17 protein-coding genes are annotated in these 20,069 nt (G+C 47.3%); 1 reads left to right on the plus strand and 16 read right to left on the minus strand.

Features of this window, described 5'->3' with window-relative positions; translation table 11 throughout:
* Positions 1-226: 226 nt before the first annotated feature.
* The 7 genes from NKT06_RS21245 to NKT06_RS21275 all read right to left on the minus strand — a co-directional run bounded on the left by NKT06_RS21245 (position 227) and on the right by NKT06_RS21275 (position 10,247).
* Positions 227-1,462, minus strand: a complete 1,236-nt coding sequence (locus tag NKT06_RS21245) for an L-lactate MFS transporter (RefSeq protein WP_253442685.1) — start codon at positions 1,460-1,462, stop codon at positions 227-229.
* A 180-nt stretch (positions 1,463-1,642) separates the two neighbouring features.
* On the minus strand, positions 1,643-2,437 hold the full coding sequence (locus NKT06_RS21250; protein WP_253439035.1) for a LytR/AlgR family response regulator transcription factor: 795 nt from the start codon (positions 2,435-2,437) through the stop codon (positions 1,643-1,645).
* A gap of 10 nt (positions 2,438-2,447) precedes the next feature.
* A complete protein-coding gene (locus tag NKT06_RS21255) occupies positions 2,448-4,100 on the minus strand; it encodes a sensor histidine kinase (protein ID WP_253442686.1) in 1,653 nt (550 codons plus the stop codon).
* A gap of 935 nt (positions 4,101-5,035) precedes the next feature.
* Positions 5,036-5,323 (minus strand): stage VI sporulation protein F, encoded by a 288-nt coding sequence (locus NKT06_RS21260; RefSeq protein WP_036614589.1) that lies wholly within the window; start codon positions 5,321-5,323, stop codon positions 5,036-5,038.
* Between the two features lie 115 nt (positions 5,324-5,438).
* Positions 5,439-7,484 (minus strand): ATP-dependent DNA helicase RecG, encoded by a 2,046-nt coding sequence (gene recG / locus NKT06_RS21265; protein ID WP_253439037.1) that lies wholly within the window; start codon positions 7,482-7,484, stop codon positions 5,439-5,441.
* A 10-nt stretch (positions 7,485-7,494) separates the two neighbouring features.
* The gene (locus NKT06_RS21270; RefSeq protein ID WP_253439040.1) at positions 7,495-8,358 is read right to left on the minus strand and encodes a DegV family protein; all 864 of its coding nucleotides are present in this window, start codon (positions 8,356-8,358) and stop codon (positions 7,495-7,497) included.
* A gap of 77 nt (positions 8,359-8,435) precedes the next feature.
* The gene (locus tag NKT06_RS21275) at positions 8,436-10,247 is read right to left on the minus strand and encodes a DAK2 domain-containing protein (RefSeq protein ID WP_253439043.1); all 1,812 of its coding nucleotides are present in this window, start codon (positions 10,245-10,247) and stop codon (positions 8,436-8,438) included.
* Between the two features lie 636 nt (positions 10,248-10,883).
* Between NKT06_RS21275 and rpmB the strand changes: the two genes are divergently transcribed.
* The gene (gene rpmB, locus NKT06_RS21280) at positions 10,884-11,072 is read left to right on the plus strand and encodes a 50S ribosomal protein L28 (RefSeq protein ID WP_017687459.1); all 189 of its coding nucleotides are present in this window, start codon (positions 10,884-10,886) and stop codon (positions 11,070-11,072) included.
* A 194-nt stretch (positions 11,073-11,266) separates the two neighbouring features.
* On the opposite strand, the gene spoVM is transcribed toward rpmB, so the two are convergent.
* From spoVM to fmt, 9 genes are all read right to left on the minus strand, one after another.
* Entirely contained in the window at positions 11,267-11,347 is an 81-nt protein-coding gene (gene spoVM, locus NKT06_RS21285; protein WP_019424875.1) for a stage V sporulation protein SpoVM, read from the minus strand.
* Between the two features lie 167 nt (positions 11,348-11,514).
* Positions 11,515-11,766 carry a hypothetical protein gene (locus NKT06_RS21290; RefSeq protein ID WP_105410212.1) on the minus strand — a complete coding sequence of 84 codons (252 nt, stop codon included), beginning with the start codon at positions 11,764-11,766 and terminating at the stop codon, positions 11,515-11,517.
* A 3-nt stretch (positions 11,767-11,769) separates the two neighbouring features.
* On the minus strand, positions 11,770-12,429 hold the full coding sequence (rpe, locus tag NKT06_RS21295) for a ribulose-phosphate 3-epimerase (protein ID WP_253439046.1): 660 nt from the start codon (positions 12,427-12,429) through the stop codon (positions 11,770-11,772).
* Position 12,430: 1 nt separating this feature from the next.
* Positions 12,431-13,339: a ribosome small subunit-dependent GTPase A gene (rsgA, locus tag NKT06_RS21300; RefSeq protein WP_062835353.1), complete on the minus strand. Its 909-nt coding sequence runs from the start codon at positions 13,337-13,339 to the stop codon at positions 12,431-12,433.
* A gap of 61 nt (positions 13,340-13,400) precedes the next feature.
* On the minus strand, positions 13,401-15,614 hold the full coding sequence (gene pknB, locus NKT06_RS21305; RefSeq protein WP_253439049.1) for a Stk1 family PASTA domain-containing Ser/Thr kinase: 2,214 nt from the start codon (positions 15,612-15,614) through the stop codon (positions 13,401-13,403).
* Complete coding sequence (locus NKT06_RS21310; protein ID WP_253439051.1) at positions 15,611-16,387, minus strand: Stp1/IreP family PP2C-type Ser/Thr phosphatase; 777 nt, start codon at positions 16,385-16,387, stop codon at positions 15,611-15,613. The genes pknB and NKT06_RS21310 overlap by 4 nt, the downstream gene beginning before the upstream one ends.
* Before the next feature lie 7 nt (positions 16,388-16,394).
* Positions 16,395-17,435, minus strand: a complete 1,041-nt coding sequence (rlmN, locus tag NKT06_RS21315) for a dual-specificity RNA methyltransferase RlmN (protein WP_036614609.1) — start codon at positions 17,433-17,435, stop codon at positions 16,395-16,397.
* A gap of 254 nt (positions 17,436-17,689) precedes the next feature.
* A complete protein-coding gene (gene rsmB, locus NKT06_RS21320) occupies positions 17,690-19,117 on the minus strand; it encodes a 16S rRNA (cytosine(967)-C(5))-methyltransferase RsmB (RefSeq protein WP_253439054.1) in 1,428 nt (475 codons plus the stop codon).
* Positions 19,114-20,067 (minus strand): methionyl-tRNA formyltransferase, encoded by a 954-nt coding sequence (gene fmt, locus NKT06_RS21325; RefSeq protein ID WP_253439057.1) that lies wholly within the window; start codon positions 20,065-20,067, stop codon positions 19,114-19,116. Before fmt ends, rsmB begins: the two co-directional genes overlap by 4 nt.
* Positions 20,068-20,069: the final 2 nt, after the last annotated feature.

Here is a 20,069-nt window from a genome sequence, read left to right on the forward strand (position 1 = left end):
TGTTGTTGAATTCACCTAGAGTATAACAGAAGCGAATGATGGAATGCACACAAGGCACCACCCTTACAGTAGCCAGATGGTCCATTAGGCTAACAGGCTGGCCAGCAATTTGGCAACAGTAGATACCAAAAAGCGGCCTCATTTGAGACCGCTCTGTTTACTTTGTTTTTAATTTGCTTTTTAAGATCAAGAAATATTCTCTGTTCTGTACTTCCAATACATGTTGTTAGCTTGCCCGTGATGAAGGGTTAAGGTTCATCTGTTTGTCACGTTGACGTGCACGACGACCTTGACCTGGAGGGGTGATGATCAGTGCGAGCAACAGCGAGACAGCGCAAAGTACAGCAATCACGATGAAGGTTAGATGGAATCCGCCCAGCAGAGCGCTGATGAATGATCCTGCCAAAGCACCAAATCCAAATCCCTGATAGATCACACCATAGTTTTTGCTCTGATTTTTCAGTCCGAAGTAATCAGCCACAATCGCCGGGAATACCGTAATGTTACCACCGAAGCAGAATGCAACGGCAGCCACACAGGCGAAGAAGATCCCGAAGGTCAGTGGAACCAGACTAAGTGTCATGACAGCTACGGCTGTCACCAGCAACGCACCAGCGATGACTTTCATTCGTCCTACTTTATCTGACAGCGCACCGAGAATAATACGTCCCGCAGTGTTAAAGATTGCAACCATGGCCACTGCGTTGGCAGCTGTAGCTACATCAAGACCTGCAAGCTGTACACCGATATCTTTGACAATACCGATCAAATACAGACCGCTCATACACGCCGTGAAGAAGATAACAAACAGCATATACGCTTCTTTTGTACGCAGCATCTCTTTCACCGTATAGTCATGACGTGCCACGACTTGTTTGGATCCTTCTTTGCTTGCCGGAGCCTGTTCACGAACAACCGCTTCACGGATCAGGAATGATCCCGCAACGACCAGAACCAGAACGATAATGCCCCAGTACATAAATGCCTGAGCAGGACCAACGGCACCAATCAATGCCGAGTTCACATATTTGAACAATAAACTACCGGTACCAAAAGCTCCGACCGAGATCCCCGAGATCAGACCTTTACGCTCCGGGAACCATTTGATCAGATTAGACAACGACGTAATGTACGCCGTACCATCTGCAAATCCAACGACAAATCCAGCCAAAATGTACAGCAGTGTTAACGAAGTGACCTGGGAACTCAGAATGAGACCCAGTCCAAGCACAACTCCGGCTACACGGATCAGACGCTGAAGACCCCAACGTTCCTGCAACCGACCTGCAAACAATGTGGCAAATGCCAAAGCAAAACTGGTAATTGAAAAAGTTATCGCGACCGAGCTGACGTCCCATCCGAAACGATCAGACAGCGGTTGATTAAATAAACTCCACGTATAGATGGTTCCAAGACCCATTTGTACAATAATAGTCCCCAAAACAATAAGCCAGCGGTTCATTTTTGTAGGTGTAATTGTTGATGTAGGTGCTGATGAAGCGGATGAAATAGCTGCTTTCATCGTGATCTCCCCTTTGCCGATGTCATATACATGAATGCGTTCACAAGCTAATCATACATGAAAGGGGATTCATTACACCGTTTTGAGCATGAGTTGCATCAGATGCGGAATGAAATGCTTCTAGATGCGCATGAGTTGCCTGAATTCTTTGACCTTCCCGCGACTCACGGGCACTTCAGCTTCCAAATCGCGCAGACGGAGCAGATACGTATTGTTGAACCAGGGTACAATTTCACGGATTTGCGACAGATTTACGACGTACGAACGGTGGCAGCGAAAGAACGTATCCTGTGGCAGACGGCTGTGAAAATCCGATATGCTCACTGGCATGGTGAACTCCCCATTTTTGGTATATACTTTCGTCACTTTCTCTTGCGCTTCCGCATAGTAGATGTCTGCCGTATCCGTAACAATAATATTGTCATTCCGCAGCAGATTAATTCTTCTGTCCGTATGGGAATTCATATCTCGTACCAGTTCACCCTGCGCAGCAGATCCGTCCACCATAGTAGCTGGTCCATCCTCAACATGTTGCTCCACCGGCGTATGATCACGTTTGAATGCGAGCTCCAGCTTATGGAGCATTGCAGCAATTCGTTTCTCGTCATAAGGCTTGAGAATATAATCAAACGCCTCCAACTCAAAGGCTTCTGCTGCATGTTCCTTGTACGCCGTAGTAAAGACAATATAAGGTTTAGTTGCAAACTTCCCAATATGATGGGCCAGCATCATACCGTCCAGCGAGGGAATATTGATATCGAGAAAAATAACATCTACTTCTTGTTCCTGCAAAAACTTCAGTACATCCAGCCCATCTTCAAGGCGATCCACCACCTCAATCTGACTATGTTCCTGGATTAAATAATTCAATTCCTCACTTGCCAGAATCTCGTCTTCCACAATAAGAGCTCTCATTGATCCATCATCACCTTGTTACGACATCTCCTTTGGGCACATCAAATAAAATATCTGTTCCTTGTTCCAGCCTGGTAATGGTTACACCTTGTCCGTATATAAGCTTGACCCGGCGATGCACATTATACAGCCCGATCTGGTTACCAGGCATACGATCATGGTAGACCCGTTCAATAATATCTGCACTGATACCTGCCCCTGTATCGCTGACACTAATGCGCACAAACTCCGGATAATCCTGTACCCGAATTCGAACAGTACCCGGTCCTTTCACCTTGAGGATGCCATGAATAATTGCATTTTCGACGAGCGGCTGGATGACAAGACTCGGAATATGCACCGCGACCTCATCAATCTCATAGATCACATTCAGTCGGCTGCCAAAGCGAGCTTTCTCAATCTCTACATAATTACGGACCTGTTCCAGTTCCTTATGAATATCAATTAACTCATCCGAAAGCTCCAGATTGTAACGCATGTACCCGGATAGATTCACAATCAGTTCACGCGCACGATCCGGTTTGGTTCGGATGGACGAAGCAATCGCATTTAGCGCATTAAACAGAAAATGAGGATGAATGGTCGTCTGTAATGCGCGCAGCTCTGCTTTGTTGGCAGCAGCCTTGATCTCCTCTACCCGCGATACCTCCATCTGAGTCGAGATGATCTGCGACAGACCTACAGCCATCGTTTGCAAAGGATACGTAATTTTATATGCTTTGCGATAATAGATTTTGAGCGCACCTGTAATGTCTCCTCGTTCTTTGAGTGGAATGATTAAAAGCGAGTGGATATCCGGTGTTTTTTCATCAATGACATCATTACTGATTGTTATCTCCCCGCTGGATATCGTCTTCTTGGTCATCTCACTTATAATTTCATTACCGATATGATATCGTTCCTCACCAAATCCTACATAAGCCAGTACATTCCGGGTATCCGTAATTGCAACCGCATCGGCCTGAATATCCTCCTGAATAATACGGCAGATTTTGCGCAGAGAATCCTCGTCAATGGAACGGAAGTACGGCAAGGTCTTGTTGGCAATCTCCAGCGCCAGTTTCGCCTGACGAGCTGCAATCATTTCCTTTTCCCCTTCGACACTCTGCACCAGGAGCACAATCAGCCCAATGTTGACTTCACCCAGAATCATAGGCAGCGCAATTTTGGAAACAATATCTGCACCCAGTGGATCGGGATAGGAAAATAGCAGGATCAGTAACATCGTGAGCGCTTCACAGATCATACCTGCACCAATACCAATAATCCATCGCTTGGGCTTGGGCGTATACTTATGTATATATCCGGAGACCAGACCTGCCAGAATACTTGTGATCAGACACGGTATGGCTGTGACTCCATCCATATCGATCAAATACCGATGGACCCCGGACACAATCCCCGTAATAATACCCACAGGCGCCCCGAACAAAATACCACCCGATAGCACGGCTATAATGCGGACATTCACCAGTGAACCCTCAACATTAATGCCCGTATACGTTCCGAAGATGGCAAAAGCACAGAATAACAAGGTAACCGCAATAGACTCCTGCCACCTTAATTTCCCCTTTTGCAGAATCTGCCTGAATCTAGGCACCCTCGACAGAAAGAATAAAAATATAATCAACAGCGCCGCCCGTTCAAATAAACCAAGCAGCATCGTAAACATTTCCAATCGTACTTCCTCCACATCTGTCTGAAAATAAATTGCATGTCTCATTGTAATGCCAATCCGCCACAACATCCATAAATGAAGTCTGATTCACACAGCTAACTTGTATGCAACAGTTTACCGCTCCCCCCGGAGGAAAGCAAAGTACATCCTGTGACAATCAAAAAAGGGGAATATGTGAAGATCAACCATCACCTCATATTTCCATAAAATCAACAAATACAGAAATTCCTATGATATAATTAATAACTTGTCATGTTATTCCAATTGGTCAAAAATTAATTACAGAAAGGTGTTCATGCATGCTTGCCATTCTACTCCTAAGTTCACTTCTGCTTTTTAGTCTAATATGGCTTACCCTCTATGGTGTGTCCAAACGATCCAACGATCCTGATCGCTCAACAAGGCTCGTCCTACAAATGATTTTATTTATCTCAATCCTGGTCTTACTTGTGCAAGACTACATCCTGAAAGAATTCCCTTCCAATAGCATTATCATTGTAGTTTTAATCATAACTTTAATATTCATCAGCTCTTTCCAGGATAAAAGTAAAAGTGTAGCGGATAAAAATACATAAACATTCCATTTGAAGCCCAACTAAACCTCCATCATCCCAACTGCTCTCCACCACAAAAAAAGGGTGTTCCATCATGTCATACATGACTAGTGGAACACCCTTCTTTACATTACTACACCAACTTGGATGTAATTTGGTTTTTTATAAAGTACTTTCGTTTACACAACAACGGAGAGGGCAGAACCAATCTGAAGAAGCGAAGCGTGCGCCTTTATCCCCTGATTTTCCCCTTTAGAAAAGGGAATCAAAAAAATCCGGGGATAACAGCGATGGAAAGATGGTACTGCACTCGTAGTGCCCCCGTGTAAACAACCCTCTTTATCCCACCCAACATTACATCGAATCCTACCTAAACATCCCCCACAGCTTAATCAAATGAAACGTATTGTTCGGATCAATCTTCTGCGCGAGCACAAACGCAACAAACTGCTCCTCCTGCGCCGGAGAGAAATTCTCATTCATAATGACAGCTGAAGACTTGACCAACCTTCTGACCTTGGCCTTATCTTGCAGATCAGACTTGGTCACGCCATCAATCAACTTTTTGATACGCTCTTTGACAGCGGGATTTTTCATCTTTAATTTGATCCGCTCCACCAGCTGCGGACTAATTCCATATTGTTGATAACCCAAAACGTATAGCACCTCCCAAAAGAATGAACTCACTTCTTATTCATATGTCGGGAGGGCTTGTACACTTGTCTTTTTTTACAAAGGTAATATGAAAAACCAGCTATCAAGGCAAGCTTTAGTCAATCAGATCTCCCTTGAATACTTGCTGTTGTTGCAGGAAATCACGCAAAGGTGCATAGTCCACAGACGTCCAGAAATTTACTTCCGCAATCAACTGGGATACATCATCTCGGGCTTGTTCCAGCACAGCAAAATCGGCAACCATGTCGGCAAGACGGAACTCGGGCAATCCGCTCTGTTTGGTACCAAAGAAATCACCCGGACCCCGGAGATCGAGGTCCCGACGAGATACCTCGAATCCATCCTCAGTTTCCGTCATGACCTTCATACGTTCTTGTCCAACCTCCGTCTTCGGATCAGCAATGAGTACACAATAGGACGCATGGGCACCACGACCAACCCGCCCACGAAGCTGATGCAGTTGGGACAGACCGAAGCGGTCCGCGTCCATAATGACCATTAACGTGGCATTGGGCACATCAACCCCGACCTCCACAACGGTGGTGGAGACCAGCAGCTGAATATCATTGCTATAGAAGTCACGCATCATCTCTTCTTTCTCCGCAGCCGTCATCCGTCCATGCAGCAGACCTACACGATATTTCGGAAAGTTTTGCTGCATCTGCACATGCAGATCAATGGCATTCTGCACATCCAGTTTCTCCGACTCTTCAATGAGCGGACAGATCAGATAGGCCTGACGCCCCTGATCCACTTCTCTGGAGATAAACCCGAGCACCCGCTCCATCATGTCATGCTTCACCCAATACGTGGAGATCGGAATCCGTCCTTTCGGACGTTCTGAAATCGTGGATACCTCAATATCTCCAAAAGCCGTAATCGCAAGTGTCCGTGGAATGGGCGTAGCCGTCATCGTTAGCACATCCGGGTTATATCCTTTACGTCTTAAAACGCTGCGCTGATTCACCCCGAAGCGATGCTGCTCGTCCGTCACCACAAGACCCAGATCACGGAAGAAGACATCTTCCTGAATCAGGGCGTGTGTACCCACCACAATATCAATCATGCCCATTTGCAACGAGGCGATCAGATCTTTACGCTTACGTCCATTTACACTGCCCGTTAACAGCCCTACGGTTACCCCAAACGGTTCAAACAGCTTTTGCAGTGAACGCATATGCTGCTCCGCCAGAATCTCTGTAGGCACCATCAGAGCCCCTTGGAAACCGGATCGAACAGTCGTGTATAGCGCAATTGCCGCAATAACCGTTTTCCCCGATCCGACATCACCCTGCAATAACCGATTCATTGCATAGGGCGAACGCATATCATGCAGAATTTCAAGCTCCACCTTTTTCTGAGCGTCTGTCAGTTCAAATGGTAAACTGCGTACAAACTCCCGAATCGTCGTATTGTCCGTGGTATGTACCACACCATCCATGCGATTCCGGTTGAGCGCACGATACGCCTGCATTTTCAGCTGGAACAGAAACAGTTCTTCATACACCATCCGCTGTCTGGCCTGTTGACCTTCCCGGTTGTCCTGTGGACGATGAATCCCCGCAATCGCCTGTTTGCGTGGCATTAAGCTGTATTTCTTCATCAACGACTGGGGCAGAATCTCGGGAATCATATCCCCGAACTGAATCAATCCCTGATTGATCGTTTTGCGCATCCATTGTTGCGTCAGCTTGCCGGTTACCGAATATACAGGTTGCAGTGTACCTGAACGCCCATCGCCTTTATCGGGAAACTCCGAATCGGTAACTGTCATCTGCATGCGTTTTTGTTCCCACTTCCCTGTAATCACAATCTCACGATTGGGCGTAAGCTGTTCTTTGAGGAAATGGCGATTGAACCAGGTAGCTGTAATCATCCACTCTTCCGTCATGATCTTACAGGTGAGACGGGACTTTTTGCCGTATCGTTGTAATACAGGAATCCCCATCACCTGTCCCTGGACCGTAATCTTGTCTCCATCCTTTACTTCACTAAGCGAACGCAGACGATAGTCCTCATAACGGAACGGATAATATTCAAGCAGGTCTTTAACAGTAGAGATGCCAAAGGCGTGAAGCTCTCCCTCTTTGAGAGCACTCACGCCGTTAATTTGCTTAACTGATATTTCTTCCAATTTCATGTCTAATCCCTCATTCCGGAACAGGCCACATAAAGATCGCAATGACACCTGGTCCAACATGACTGCCTATTACGGCTCCAATATTGGTATAGATCACTTCATTCAGTGTAAAATGACCACTAAGCTGCTCTGCACAAGCGATCGCTGATCCCGGGTCAGCGGTATGACCTACCGCCAGATTTACCCGTTTGCCTGCAAGATCCTTCTGGAACAGCTCAATAATACGTGCCATTGCTTTTTTGTGACCTCTGACTTTCTCAACTGCGTAGATAACGCCTTCTTCATCAATAGACAGGATCGGCTTAATGTTAAGCAACGTTCCCAAGATGGCTGAAGCTTTGCCAATCCGACCGCCCTTTTGCAGATACTCAAGAGTATCCACGAGAAAGAACAATTTACGAGATTTTTGCATCCCTTCAATGGCAGCAGCGATTTCGACTGCTGACTTCCCCTGTTCGGCAAGTTCAGCAGCCTGTACTACCATTAGACCATACCCATACGATGCTGACTTCGAATCAAACACGGTGATGTCACCCTCACGCTCCAGCAAAGACTTGCCAAGCATGGCCGATTGGTAGGTACCACTCATGCCGGATGACAGGTGGATGGATACAATCGGGCGTTCCGGGTTCTCATCCAGAAGTGATTGATATACATTCATGAAATCAGTTGGAGAAGGCTGTGAAGTTGTAGGCAACACAGAAACCTTCTTCAATTTTTCGTAGAACTGTTCCGAAGTCAGATCAACGCCATCTGCATAAGTCTCTTCACCGAACAGAACGCGCAACGGAACAATGTGAATTCCGTATTTGCGAATGAGTTCTTCGGGAATATCCGCCGTACTGTCTGTTACTATCGCAACCTTGTGGCTCATGACTCTCCTCCTCTTCGCCAGAGTGCTATTGGTACCTGTTCAAAAACACAACAAGAGACTTTTTTGAACAACCTTTATTAGGACTCTACGGAGAACAAATAATAATACACAGGCTGTCCTCCACGATGTACCTCTACCTCAGCATCAGGATACTCTACTTCAAGCCATGCAGCGAGGGCAGCAGTAACCTCAGGGTCAGCTTCGTCCCCTTCAAGGATCGTCACCACTTCATCTCCGCTCTCCATCATCTGTTTGAGCAGACCTTCACATGCTTGAAGCATGACTTCATCCGTCGCTACAATTTTGGAGTTATGAATACCAATATAGTGTCCCGCCTTGATATCCAATTCATCATATTGCGTATCACGAACCGCATGAGTCACTTGACCGGACTGTACCCGGCTGATGGCCTCCAACATTTGGTCACGGTTCGTTTCCGCAGACTCATCTTCCTGGAAAGCAAAAGCAGCAGCCATTCCCTGTGGAATGGTCTTGCTTGGAATAACCGTAATTCGGCGCTCATCTTCAAGCAGTTCACGTGCCTGCTCCGCAGCCAGTACAATATTCGAGTTATTCGGAAGTATGAATACCTGCTCCGCAGCAATGGAGCGAACGGCTTTGACAAAATCCTCAGTGCTCGGATTCATCGTCTGTCCACCGGACAGAACAACATCGACGCCAAGACTTTGGAAAATCTCTGCAATACCGTCACCGGAGGATACCGCAATAAAACCATACGGTGCCATCTCATCTGCAGGAAGCACAGCCTCTTCCATACTGCGTGCTGCCTCAGGTGGAATCTCTGCAAACAATTCAGGTGATGGAGCAATATCCATGCCTGCTGTCAGGAGGTCCCGATGCTGTTCACGCATATTGAGAATATGAATCTGTGTAATCTCACCATAATGCAGTGCCAGATTCAACACATCGCCTGGAGTCTTGGAATGGACATGAACTTTGATGACTTCATCATCGGCAATGATAATGATCGAATCCCCGTTAACTGACAACGCTTTCCGGAATGCCTCATCATCAAATGCCACTCCCGCATTCTCTCCAAGCTCACGATTAATGAAGAATTCCATATCATACAGGAATTCAATATCCTCCGTTTCCAATCTCGCCTGAGCAGACAATGGCATCTCCGGCGCAATCACCTGCTGATGTGCAGGCTTCTTGATATCCACTTCTGCCGGTGCAGCCGGTTTCAAAGCAGATGCTGCCACGGATGGGGTTACTTCTTTGTTCAGCGAAGTACGATTCACACCGTCACTTTGCAGCAATACTTCCATAAAGCCCTCGTAGATATATACAAGCCCCTGACCACCTGAATCCACAACACCAACCTGTTTCAGTACAGGAAGTAATTCCGGAGTCATTGCCAGTGCTTCTTTTGCTTTTAACAAAACTTCATTCATTAATTCAGTAATATCATTCGTCCGTCTTGCGTAGTAATTGGCATGTTTCGCCGCTTCCTTGGCTACGGTAAGAATGGTCCCTTCAACGGGTTTTACGACCGCTTTGTAAGCTGCGTCAACACCGTTCTGCAGGGCTGCTGCAAATTGGAGCGTATTCAGTTCCTCATAGGGAGCAGCTGAACGACTAAATCCACGGAACAATTGCGACAGAATAACTCCTGAATTCCCCCGTGCGCCCATAAGCAGGCCTTTTGATAGAATACCGGCAGCTTCTCCGATGGAGGCAGAACTTTTTCTTTTAATCTCTGCAACTCCTGCACTCATTGTCAAATTCATGTTCGTTCCCGTGTCACCATCCGGTACAGGGAAAACATTCAGGGAATTGACGTGCTCTGCATGCTGTCCAAGTTGTTCCGCTCCGGCAAGTACCATTGCGGTGAAATCTGTTCCATTTAAAGAACGTATACTCAAGTGAGAATTCCCCTTCCTAGCTTGATACACGAACAACTTGCACCAAGATGTGTCTGGTCTGTTCATGCGCTAACGCGGACTGCGTTATTCTTCGTCCATACCTTGTCCGGCACAGGCATACAATACAACATGTCAGCCGGATTAACGGTCTGGGCGGCCGGGCTACCAATATCCTGCACTCTCTGCACCCCTAACTTCGGGGCATACGGATATGCACCGGTATCAAGAGCCGGCATGAATGCCGCGTGGAGACTGGTGCCAATGATGGAATGCCGCAGCTCACAGCGTTGCCAAAAAGCAGACCACCGACCTCTAGGTACGGTGTATTCTCCGACTTCCTCGCGGCAACAGCCTGTTCACCACTGTATTATGGACTACTCAACATTGTACTATATTAGACAGGAGAAATAAATAAAGTTTTTGGATCAGTTGACGAAGCTTTTTTGATTATGATATTATATTCAAGTATTGTTTTATGCAGGTTAAGTAATGGAAATGATCCGGTCATGCCGGCTTAAACAACGCCATTAGCTACTGAAACCTGATCTTTATGATCAGGAAGAACAATTTAGTCCTTATGGAATGACTTTTCGTTTCTGAAGGCAACTGGTTATTTTAGGATAGGAGGTGTAATCTATGTCTCGCAAATGTTATGTGACAGGTAAGAAACCGGGCACCGGTAACCACGTATCCCACGCTAACAACCGTAACCGTCGTACTTGGGGCGTAAACGTTCAGAAGGTCCGCATTCTCGTTGACGGCAAACCAAAACGTGTATACGTAAGCACCCGTGCACTGAAAGCCGGTAAAGTGACTCGCGTATAATCACGCAAAGCTACTATAAATCGGGTAAGCAAAAAGCACCTTGTTCCTTGCAGGTGCTTTTTTGGTATTCAAAAAAGGGATTCTTGAATACGCTCATGAACATGTGAATGGCCGCCGCATGGCGCTTCGCAGGTACGAATTCCAGATTAGCCTGAGCCAAAGCGGCGGTATTCCCTGTTACCTTATCAATCGGATCAATTCTTTTGAAACGTATTAAGAATCGCCTTTACAAACCCTCCCAAAAACTTCGGCAGTTTGAATGTGTAAAATTTCATAATTCACCCTCCCCATCATGCTCATGCGTCCGCCGTATCCTATGCTTCAGGCCTTCTTTACCTCAAACACGACAAAAAAGGCTACATGAGAAACCTGCTCATGTAACCATATTTATGCGGAACCATCGATCCCTATTCCACAATGACAAGCCCGAAGATCAGGTCATTTACGTTTGGGTAGGAATATATTGATAGGCAGCGATCATGAAAACACTCATTAGATAATACAGTATGCCGAAGATAACAAAAGTAACCCGATGTCCCGTACGATCAAATTTGCGGAAATACATAATGACAACGCCCACCCCGATCAATGACGTAATGGCATTATACGGGGATTGAATAACCGCAAACAGAGCAAGCACAAGTCCCGTAACGAGACTCGCAGCCATCGTCCACAGCGTCTCCTTAAGAGTCATCAATCAGCCTCCGTAGCTACGGCGAATTTCAGTAATCGCAGCAGCACGATCTTCACGTCCGAATACGGCGCTTCCGGCGACGAGTACATCCGCTCCAGCTTCCACCACAAGCGGGGCCGTGTCGGCAGCAATTCCGCCATCCACTTCGATATGTACATCATGACGTCCCTTTTCATTCAACCAGGTACGAATTTGTTTGATTTTGTTCATGGTACCTGAGATGAAAGCCTGTCCGCCAAATCCAGGATTTACCGTCATCACAAGAACCATGTCCACATCATCCAGAACTTCAAGAATGGCAGACGCTGGCGTTCCCGGATTAAGAGCAACTCCTGCCTTCACTCCCTGCTCCTTGATCAGATGAATAACGCGGTGCAGATGCACACAAGCCTCAGCATGCACGGTAATGACTGCTGCACCGGCTTTGGCAAATTCCTCAACATAACGTTCCGGATTCTCAATCATCAAGTGCACATCGAGCGGCAAGCTTGTATGCGGTGCGATCGCCTTTACAATCGCAGGTCCAAGCGTAATATTTGGGACAAAGTGACCGTCCATAACGTCAACATGAATCCAGTCTCCTCCTGCAGCTTGGGCTTCGGCAACTTCCGCACCAAGTTGGGCAAAATCAGCTGATAATATCGATGGGGCAATTTTAATCATGTTAATACCTCCGCTTCTTATCTTTCATTTCGGTCAGGAATAGTACATAGTGCTGATATCGGCTTTCGGAGATTAGACCTTCCTCCTTGGCCGCGAGCACACGACAACCTGGTTCATGGGTATGGGTACAACCTCGGAACTTGCACTGATCTGCAAACTGGGCGAATTCCCGGAAACACGTGGAGAGTTCCTCCACACCGATCTCCAGAAAGTCCAGTTGGCTAAACCCTGGCGTATCCGCCACAAACCCGCCATTATCCAAGGGGATGAGTTCTACGTGCCTGGTGGTGTGTTTCCCTCGTCCAAGACGCATGCTGATCGCACTCGTCTCCAGCGTTAGGCCGGGCATCAATGCATTTAACATGGACGACTTGCCTACACCGGATTGACCAGAGAATACGCTAATCTTACCAGCGAGGCGATCTCTGAGCAGTTCACTGCCTTCACCGGTACGTGAACTTGTGGAGATCACTTCATAACCAACCTGTTCATACAATGCTTTCACTTCAGCAACAGTGTCTTTGGCTGGATCAGCCAAATCCTGTTTGGTCAGCACAATCAGAGCATCCAGACCAGCCTGCTCGATGTGAACAAGGAACTTGTCCAACAGATTCAGGTTCATATCCGGTTCTTTCACCGAGAATAACAGAACAGCCAAACTTACGTTGGCCACTGGAGGACGGATGAGTTCCGTCTCACGCTTCCGAATTTCATCCACCGTTCCTTCACCGTTCTCAGTCAACATGTAGCTGACGCGGTCACCTACAAGCGGTGATGTTCCCCGTTTTCTGAAGATACCTCTGGCACGACATTGAACGGCGGAACCTTCAACCGAAGGAACCCCGTTGTCTTCCACTGGCATGACATAATAGTAACCGCTTAGCGCTTTAACGATGATACCTTCTGGCATAGCTCCGTCGCCCTCCTTTTGATGATGGTACATTTAATCCAGACGCCAGCATAAGCCGCCCTTATGGACGGCTTGATGCGTTAATGACTTCCTTTTTCTTCTTCTCTTTTTCCTTGCCGTGCTCATTACCCTTACTCATGGCAGAAGTGTCTTCATCTACGCTATCACCTTCACCGTCTGCCGGTGTGGATTCAGGCTCACCATCCTGATTGGGGTCACCACTGCCCTCATCAACACTGCCTTGACCTGGATCAGGCTCATTTTCTGGCGGTGTCTCCGTGCTTTGTTCCGGGTCAATGGAAGGTACATTTACTGTTCCGTTTTTGGCTTCACTGTAAGAGACAAGATACGTATCCAAGAACTGCCCATCACGATATACAGATACGGCCCCATTTTCATTTGGAGCGAGCACAAGTGGAATGGTCAAGGTCTGGGTTGAGTTCACGGTGCGTGTTCCCCATTCCTGATTCTTGCCGCGTGCGTCTTCATACGTGATACGGATTTTACTGTTTTTGCCCTCTTCTTTGGGTGATACATTGATATTAAACGGATATTTTAGCGCCTCAGGCGGATACCCTGTACTGATAAAGATTGTAATCTTATCGCCAGGACTAACCTCTGCGCCCGCTTCCACAGGCCATTGCTGCGTCACTTTGCCCTGGTCCACCGTATAACTTGATTCTTCCTGCACCTGAGCAAGCACAAGTCCAGAGGATTTCAATTTTTCTTCGGCTTCGCTACGGGTAAGATTTTTCAATTCAGGCATTTTGACCGTTTCAGTACCTTTACTTACAGTTAGCTCAATCTGAACGGCCTCTGGATCGAATTCCTCATTGACGCCAGGGGTCTGGGAAATAACAGAACCTGAAGCCACATCATTGGAGAAGTCATCTTTCCGCTGAATCTGATCTTCCTTAATGCCAAGCGCAGTCAGCTTCTTGACAGCCTCATCATAAGTTTCCTGTTTGACATCAATCATCTTCACCAGTTCTTTTTCTGCACCAACACTGAGTTGGACCTCGGAACCTTCTTTGACGACATCGCCTTCTTTTCTGCTCTGGTCAAAGACAATACCCGGTTCGACACCTTCCTGATAGAGACGGATGACCTCATCACTGACGACGAGTCCTTTCTCCTCAAGCATTTCGCGAGCCTTTTCTTCCGTCTGGGTAATCACGTTGGGCACGGTAACTTCAGGTACGACCAGCATACCCTTGACATACCATACAACGCCCACCATGGCGATTAGAATAAGAACGGTTAATGAAATGAGTAGTGCTGGTTTTTTCCAGTTCTTAGCTTTCGCTTTACCCTTGCCAGTTTCTTCGTCAGACTCCATCACTGGCACCGCACCCGTCGACGTAACTCCGCGCGGTTCAGGCTTGATCGCTGGCATCACACGAGTTTGGTCTATATCATCCTCATCCGGAAAATCAATCTTCGTTTCATTACGTCTCTCCGGCATCAGGCAAGTTTCCAGATCGGTCTGCATTTCCTTAGCCGACTGATAACGTTCCTGCGGATTTTTACGCATGGACTTCAAGATGACATTTTCCACACTTTGCGGAATCAATGGATTGAATTTGCGTGGTTCATCGAACTCTTCCTGCAAATGCTTCAATGCCACACTGATTGGACTTTCACCTAAAAACGGAAGTTGCCCAGTAAGCATTTGGTAAAGTACGATCCCAAGAGAATATAAGTCCGATTTTTCACCAGTAACGATGCCTTTGGCATGTTCCGGTGAGAAGTAATGTACAGAACCAACTACGGAACCCGTCTGCGTAATCGTTGTAGATGTAACTGCACGGGCGATCCCGAAGTCCGTTACCTTCACGCGGCCATTCCGGCCAATTAATATATTATGCGGTTTGATATCCCGATGAATGATTTGATTATGATGTGCATGATCAAGAGCATCTGCAATCTGTGAAGCGATGCGGACCGATTCGTCCACTTGTAGAGGCGCACGCTCTTTAATAATTTCATTCAGGTTTTTGCCTTCCACATACTCCATGACAATATAATGAACGTCATCTTCCTGCCCCACGTCATAAATGCTAACTACATTCGGATGAGACAGTGATGCTGCCGATTGTGCTTCTCTGCGGAAACGGCGAATAAACTCTTCGTCATGCACAAACTGTTGTCTTAGAACTTTAATCGCTACATTCCGGTTCAACAGAAGATCCTGGGCTTTGTACACAAGAGCCATGCCGCCACCGCCGACACGCTCAATCACTTCATAGCGTCCGCCTAGCTGGTGCCCAATCATGACTCACACCCCGTTTCCGTATTCACGGAACCATCCTTCTGCAACTCGAACAAGGCAACCGTGATGTTGTCGTCTCCTCCAGCAAGTAAAGCCAACTGAAGCAGTCGGTCTGCACGATCTTCCAATGCCAGTTCCAGATTGCCGGCAACCTGAATAATCTGCTCATTGCTAACCAGGTTACTGAGACCATCACTGCACAGGAGAAGAACTTCGCCTTCCTCCAGCTTGACGGTATCCAGATCTACCTTCACCTCGGCATCTGTTCCAAGCGCACGAGTCAGCACGTTGCGACGTGGATGATGGGACACATCCTCTTTGCTGATCTGACCGTTTTTGAACAATTCATTCACCAGTGTATGGTCCTCGGTTAGCTGAACCACAGCTTTGTTCGCAATTTTGTAGGCTCTGCTATCCCCGATGTGTCCAATAACACCTTCCGTATCGTTCAATAATGCCGCAACTACCGTTGTTCCCATGTTGTGGTACTTGTCATCTGAGGATGCCGTGCGGAAGATAACTTCGTTGGCATGCAAAATAGCATCGCTTAGAGCTGCAGACAGAGACGCATGCGAAAGACCTGGTTCCAGTGTTCCCAAATCTTGTACCAACGTCTCCACTGCCAGGCGGCTTGCCGTATCCCCTGCAAGATGTCCACCCATGCCATCGGCAACAATACCCAGAATATATCCTGTATCGAGATTACGAATCCAGGCTGAATCTTCATTCACCGAACGCACTCGTCCGATATGGCTCACATGAACTGTTTTGATCAAAACGTTCTCACCTCAACTCCATATGCTTTGCACGAAGCTGACCGCAAGCGGCAGCAATATCATGTCCCTGTTCACGACGAATGGTTACATTAACACCCTGTTCCGAGAGAATCTTCTGAAAATTGAAAATGTCGCTTCTCGATGTTCTTACGTACTTGCGTTCAGGTACATGGTTAACCGGAATAAGATTCACGTGGCATAACATGTTCTTAAGCACACTTGCCAGTTCTGCTGCATGCTCTGGCTGATCGTTTACTCCACCAATCAGTGCATACTCAAACGTAATTCTCCGACCTGTTTTGGCCAGATAATAACGAAGGGACTCCATTACATCTTCAAAAGGAAAACGACGGTTAACCGGCATCAATTTCGAACGTAGTGCATCATTCGGTGCATGGATCGAAATGGCGAGGTTGATCTGTGTATCTTCATCCGCAAACTTGTAGATATTCGGAACAATTCCGCTCGTGGATACCGTGATGTGCCGCTGACCAATGTTCAGTCCTTTTTCATGGATCATAATGCGCAGGAAAGTCATCGTTGCTTCATAGTTTTCGAAAGGTTCGCCCGAACCCATGATTACAATGCTGCTGACACGCTCGCCGCGTTCATCCAGAATTTTCTGAGCCTGTACAACCTGAGCAACAATCTCCCCAGCCGTAAGGTTACGCTTGAGCCCACCCAATGTCGATGCACAGAACGTACAACCAATACGACATCCAACCTGTGTGGTTACACAGATGCTGTTCCCGTAGTTATGCTTCATAATTACGGTCTCAATGGCATGATCATCATGAAGACCAAAGAGGAATTTAACCGTTCCATCCTTGGATTCAAACTTTGTAATTTCCTTAAGCGTTACGAATTCAAATTGCTCTGTCAGTTTTTCACGCAATGGCTTGGACAGATTCGTCATTTCACTGAAATCATTCACGCGTTTTACATAAATCCAGTCAAAGATTTGACCACCGCGAAACGCCGGCTCCCCGTTCTCCACAGCCCATTGCTGCAATTGTTCCAGAGAATAATCATATATAAAAGGTTTCATTTTGTTGTCAACACCTATTCCTTCTTTTCTTTTCGTTTAGCTTGCTTCTTTTCGTTCCATTCGTCCTATTCTATCACAAAGACCACGTTACATCCATGTATACCCTTGATATCTGTACTTCATGCATTATAACACCTCAATGCCGCCATCGCACCCTGTCATCACTTTTCTCTGACCATTATGCTGAAGTCCCATCACAAAGAAATCCGCCGAAGTTCCCCTCGGCGGTCATGCTTCCGTGCTCTATTAAACTGTTATTTCGCTATTTTTGTCAACCGGGCGATGAAAAATCCGTCACTGTGAGCGTATTGTGGCAAAATCTGAACGCCTCCGTTCACAACCTTCAATTTCGCGGTCTCCGATTCAGACCAAACGGATGCTTCTGCTGGACTATATTCCGGATGTCGATTCAAGAAGTCTGCAACCATATCTTCATTCTCAGCAGGCTCAATCGTACATGTGCTATAAACTAAAATGCCGCCTGGTTTTAACAACGGTGCAACACGATCAAGCAGTTCACACTGCAAGCCTGCGATATCTTCAATATCTTCTACGGATTTGGTCCATTTCACATCGGGCTTCCGTCGAATAACACCCAGGCCAGAACATGGCGCATCCAGCAAAATGCGGTCAAACGAAGCTTCCGGATACCGCTCGTTCAGATCAAGAGCATCTCCAGTTACCGCATCGATGCAGCTCAGACCGAGACGTTCCGCCTGATCCAGGATCAACTGGCGCTTATGAGCATGTACATCGTTAGCGACAATACGACCACGATCGTGCATTTTCTCAGCCATGTGAGCTGTTTTACCACCTGGAGCTGCGCAGCAATCCAATATAAGTTGTTCTTCTTCAGGCGCAACTGCTTCAGCTACGAGCATGGAACTTTCGTCCTGTACAGAGAACAAGCCGTCCCGATACCAGGACGTTAGTGCCATATTCCCACCACTGCGTACAAGAATTCCATCGGAACTCAACTGAGAAGCTTCAACAACTGCACCTGTACTTGCCATCTCATGCATCAGTTTCTCCCGTGTGGTCATCGTTGTGTTGACTCGGACACTCACTGCTGGAGGCTCATTATTCGCACGACAGATGGCTTCCGCTGTCTCCTCGCCATAATGGGCGATCCAGCGTTCAACCATCCATAACGGGTGGGAATGCTCCAGTGAAATACGTTCGGCAACCGGCAGATGTTCTGGAATCCGAAGTTCATCCCGATTGCGAATCATATTGCGCAGTACACCATTCACCATTCCCGAGATTCCCTGATGGCCCAGTTTCTTCGCCAGATTAACCGCTTCGCTCACTACGGCATGCTCCGGAATACGGTCCAGGTATATCATCTGATATACGCTGATTCGCAGCAGGCTGCGAACCCATGGTTGCAGTTTGGATACTCCTTTGGCGACGTAACGTTCCAGATAATAATCAAGTGTATTCAATCTAGCGATTGTTCCGTACACCAATTCGGTAGCTAGTCCAGCATCCGCAGGGCTCAGTTCAGCCTCTTTCAGACGACGGTTCAACTCCAGATTACTGTATGCCCCATCTTGCTCAACAGCACTCAGAACCTTGACTGCCAATGCACGAGCAGATGTTTTGGGTTTCTGGGAGCGAGATGCACCACCTGTAGCTTTATGACCTTTTCCCGACGAACGACCCGGTGTGTTACCACTCATCGCAGCACCGTTCCAGGTTTCAATGTACCGCCACGGGCAAAGTCAGCGGCCTTCATCACCTTTTTGCCTGCAGGCTGCACCTCAGTCAACCACAGAGACCCATTGCCTGTACGAACTTCAATCCCGACCTTGTTCAATTGCAGCACCGTTCCCGGCTCTGCTTGTCCAGCATCCGAAGAAGTTTCCAGATCCGCCTGATCGGGGTTAGCCGCAGCCCAGACTTTGAAGACCTGATCATCCCACATCGTAAATGCACCCGAAAACGGCACAAGGCCGCGGATCTGATTGAACAATTCACGTGAAGTACGACTCCAGTCCATCTTCTCGTCATCCCGAGTCAGATTGCGAGCATACGAAGCCTCGGCATCATCCTGAGGGACGGCCGTTGTCTCGCCTGCAATCAATCGTGGCATTTCTGCCTGAAGCAGTTTGGAACCAGCCTCACTTAATTTATCAAACATCGATCCTGATGTATCTTCATCCGTAATTGGCAGTTCCACACGCGAGATCATATCTCCGGTATCCAGGCCTTCAGCCATATACATTAATGTGACTCCTGTCACGGATTCCCCGTTAATAATGGAACGTTGGATTGGAGCTCCTCCCCGATATTTCGGCAAAAGAGAGCCATGCACGTTCACACAACCACGAACAGGCATATCCAGCACGGCTTTGGGCAGAATCTGGCCAAAAGCCGCAGTCACGATCAGGTCCGGCTTCCATTCAGCCAAGCGGGCTACCGCTTCCGGATCACGCAGTTTAACGGGTTGAAACACAGGCAGACCGTGGCGTTCTGCCGCGGCCTTAACCGGTGTTGGCGTAAGTACTTTTTTGCGTCCCTGCGGTTTATCAGGCTGAGTCACCACACCCACCACATGGTATCCCTCTGCAATCAGCATATCGAGAGAAGGAACTGCAAATTCAGGTGTTCCCATAAAAACAATATTCAAAT

Origin of the sequence: Paenibacillus sp. 1781tsa1, assembly GCF_024159265.1 — a bacterium.
GTDB lineage: Bacteria > Bacillota > Bacilli > Paenibacillales > Paenibacillaceae > Paenibacillus.

Coding starts and splice junctions, on each gene's coding strand:
- NKT06_RS21245 (WP_253442685.1), bottom strand. CDS start 1,462: ATGAACCGCTGGCTTATTGTTTTGGGGACTATTATTGTACAAATGGGT.
- NKT06_RS21250 (WP_253439035.1), bottom strand. CDS start 2,437: ATGAGAGCTCTTATTGTGGAAGACGAGATTCTGGCAAGTGAGGAATTG.
- NKT06_RS21255 (WP_253442686.1), bottom strand. CDS start 4,100: ATGCTGCTTGGTTTATTTGAACGGGCGGCGCTGTTGATTATATTTTTA.
- recG (WP_253439037.1), bottom strand. CDS start 7,484: ATGAAATTGGAAGAAATATCAGTTAAGCAAATTAACGGCGTGAGTGCT.
- NKT06_RS21270 (WP_253439040.1), bottom strand. CDS start 8,358: ATGAGCCACAAGGTTGCGATAGTAACAGACAGTACGGCGGATATTCCC.
- rpmB (WP_017687459.1), top strand. CDS start 10,884: ATGTCTCGCAAATGTTATGTGACAGGTAAGAAACCGGGCACCGGTAAC.
- spoVM (WP_019424875.1), bottom strand. CDS start 11,347: ATGAAATTTTACACATTCAAACTGCCGAAGTTTTTGGGAGGGTTTGTA.
- NKT06_RS21290 (WP_105410212.1), bottom strand. CDS start 11,766: ATGACTCTTAAGGAGACGCTGTGGACGATGGCTGCGAGTCTCGTTACG.
- rpe (WP_253439046.1), bottom strand. CDS start 12,429: ATGATTAAAATTGCCCCATCGATATTATCAGCTGATTTTGCCCAACTT.
- rsgA (WP_062835353.1), bottom strand. CDS start 13,339: ATGCCAGAAGGTATCATCGTTAAAGCGCTAAGCGGTTACTATTATGTC.
- pknB (WP_253439049.1), bottom strand. CDS start 15,614: ATGATTGGGCACCAGCTAGGCGGACGCTATGAAGTGATTGAGCGTGTC.
- rlmN (WP_036614609.1), bottom strand. CDS start 17,435: ATGAAACCTTTTATATATGATTATTCTCTGGAACAATTGCAGCAATGG.
- rsmB (WP_253439054.1), bottom strand. CDS start 19,117: ATGAGTGGTAACACACCGGGTCGTTCGTCGGGAAAAGGTCATAAAGCT.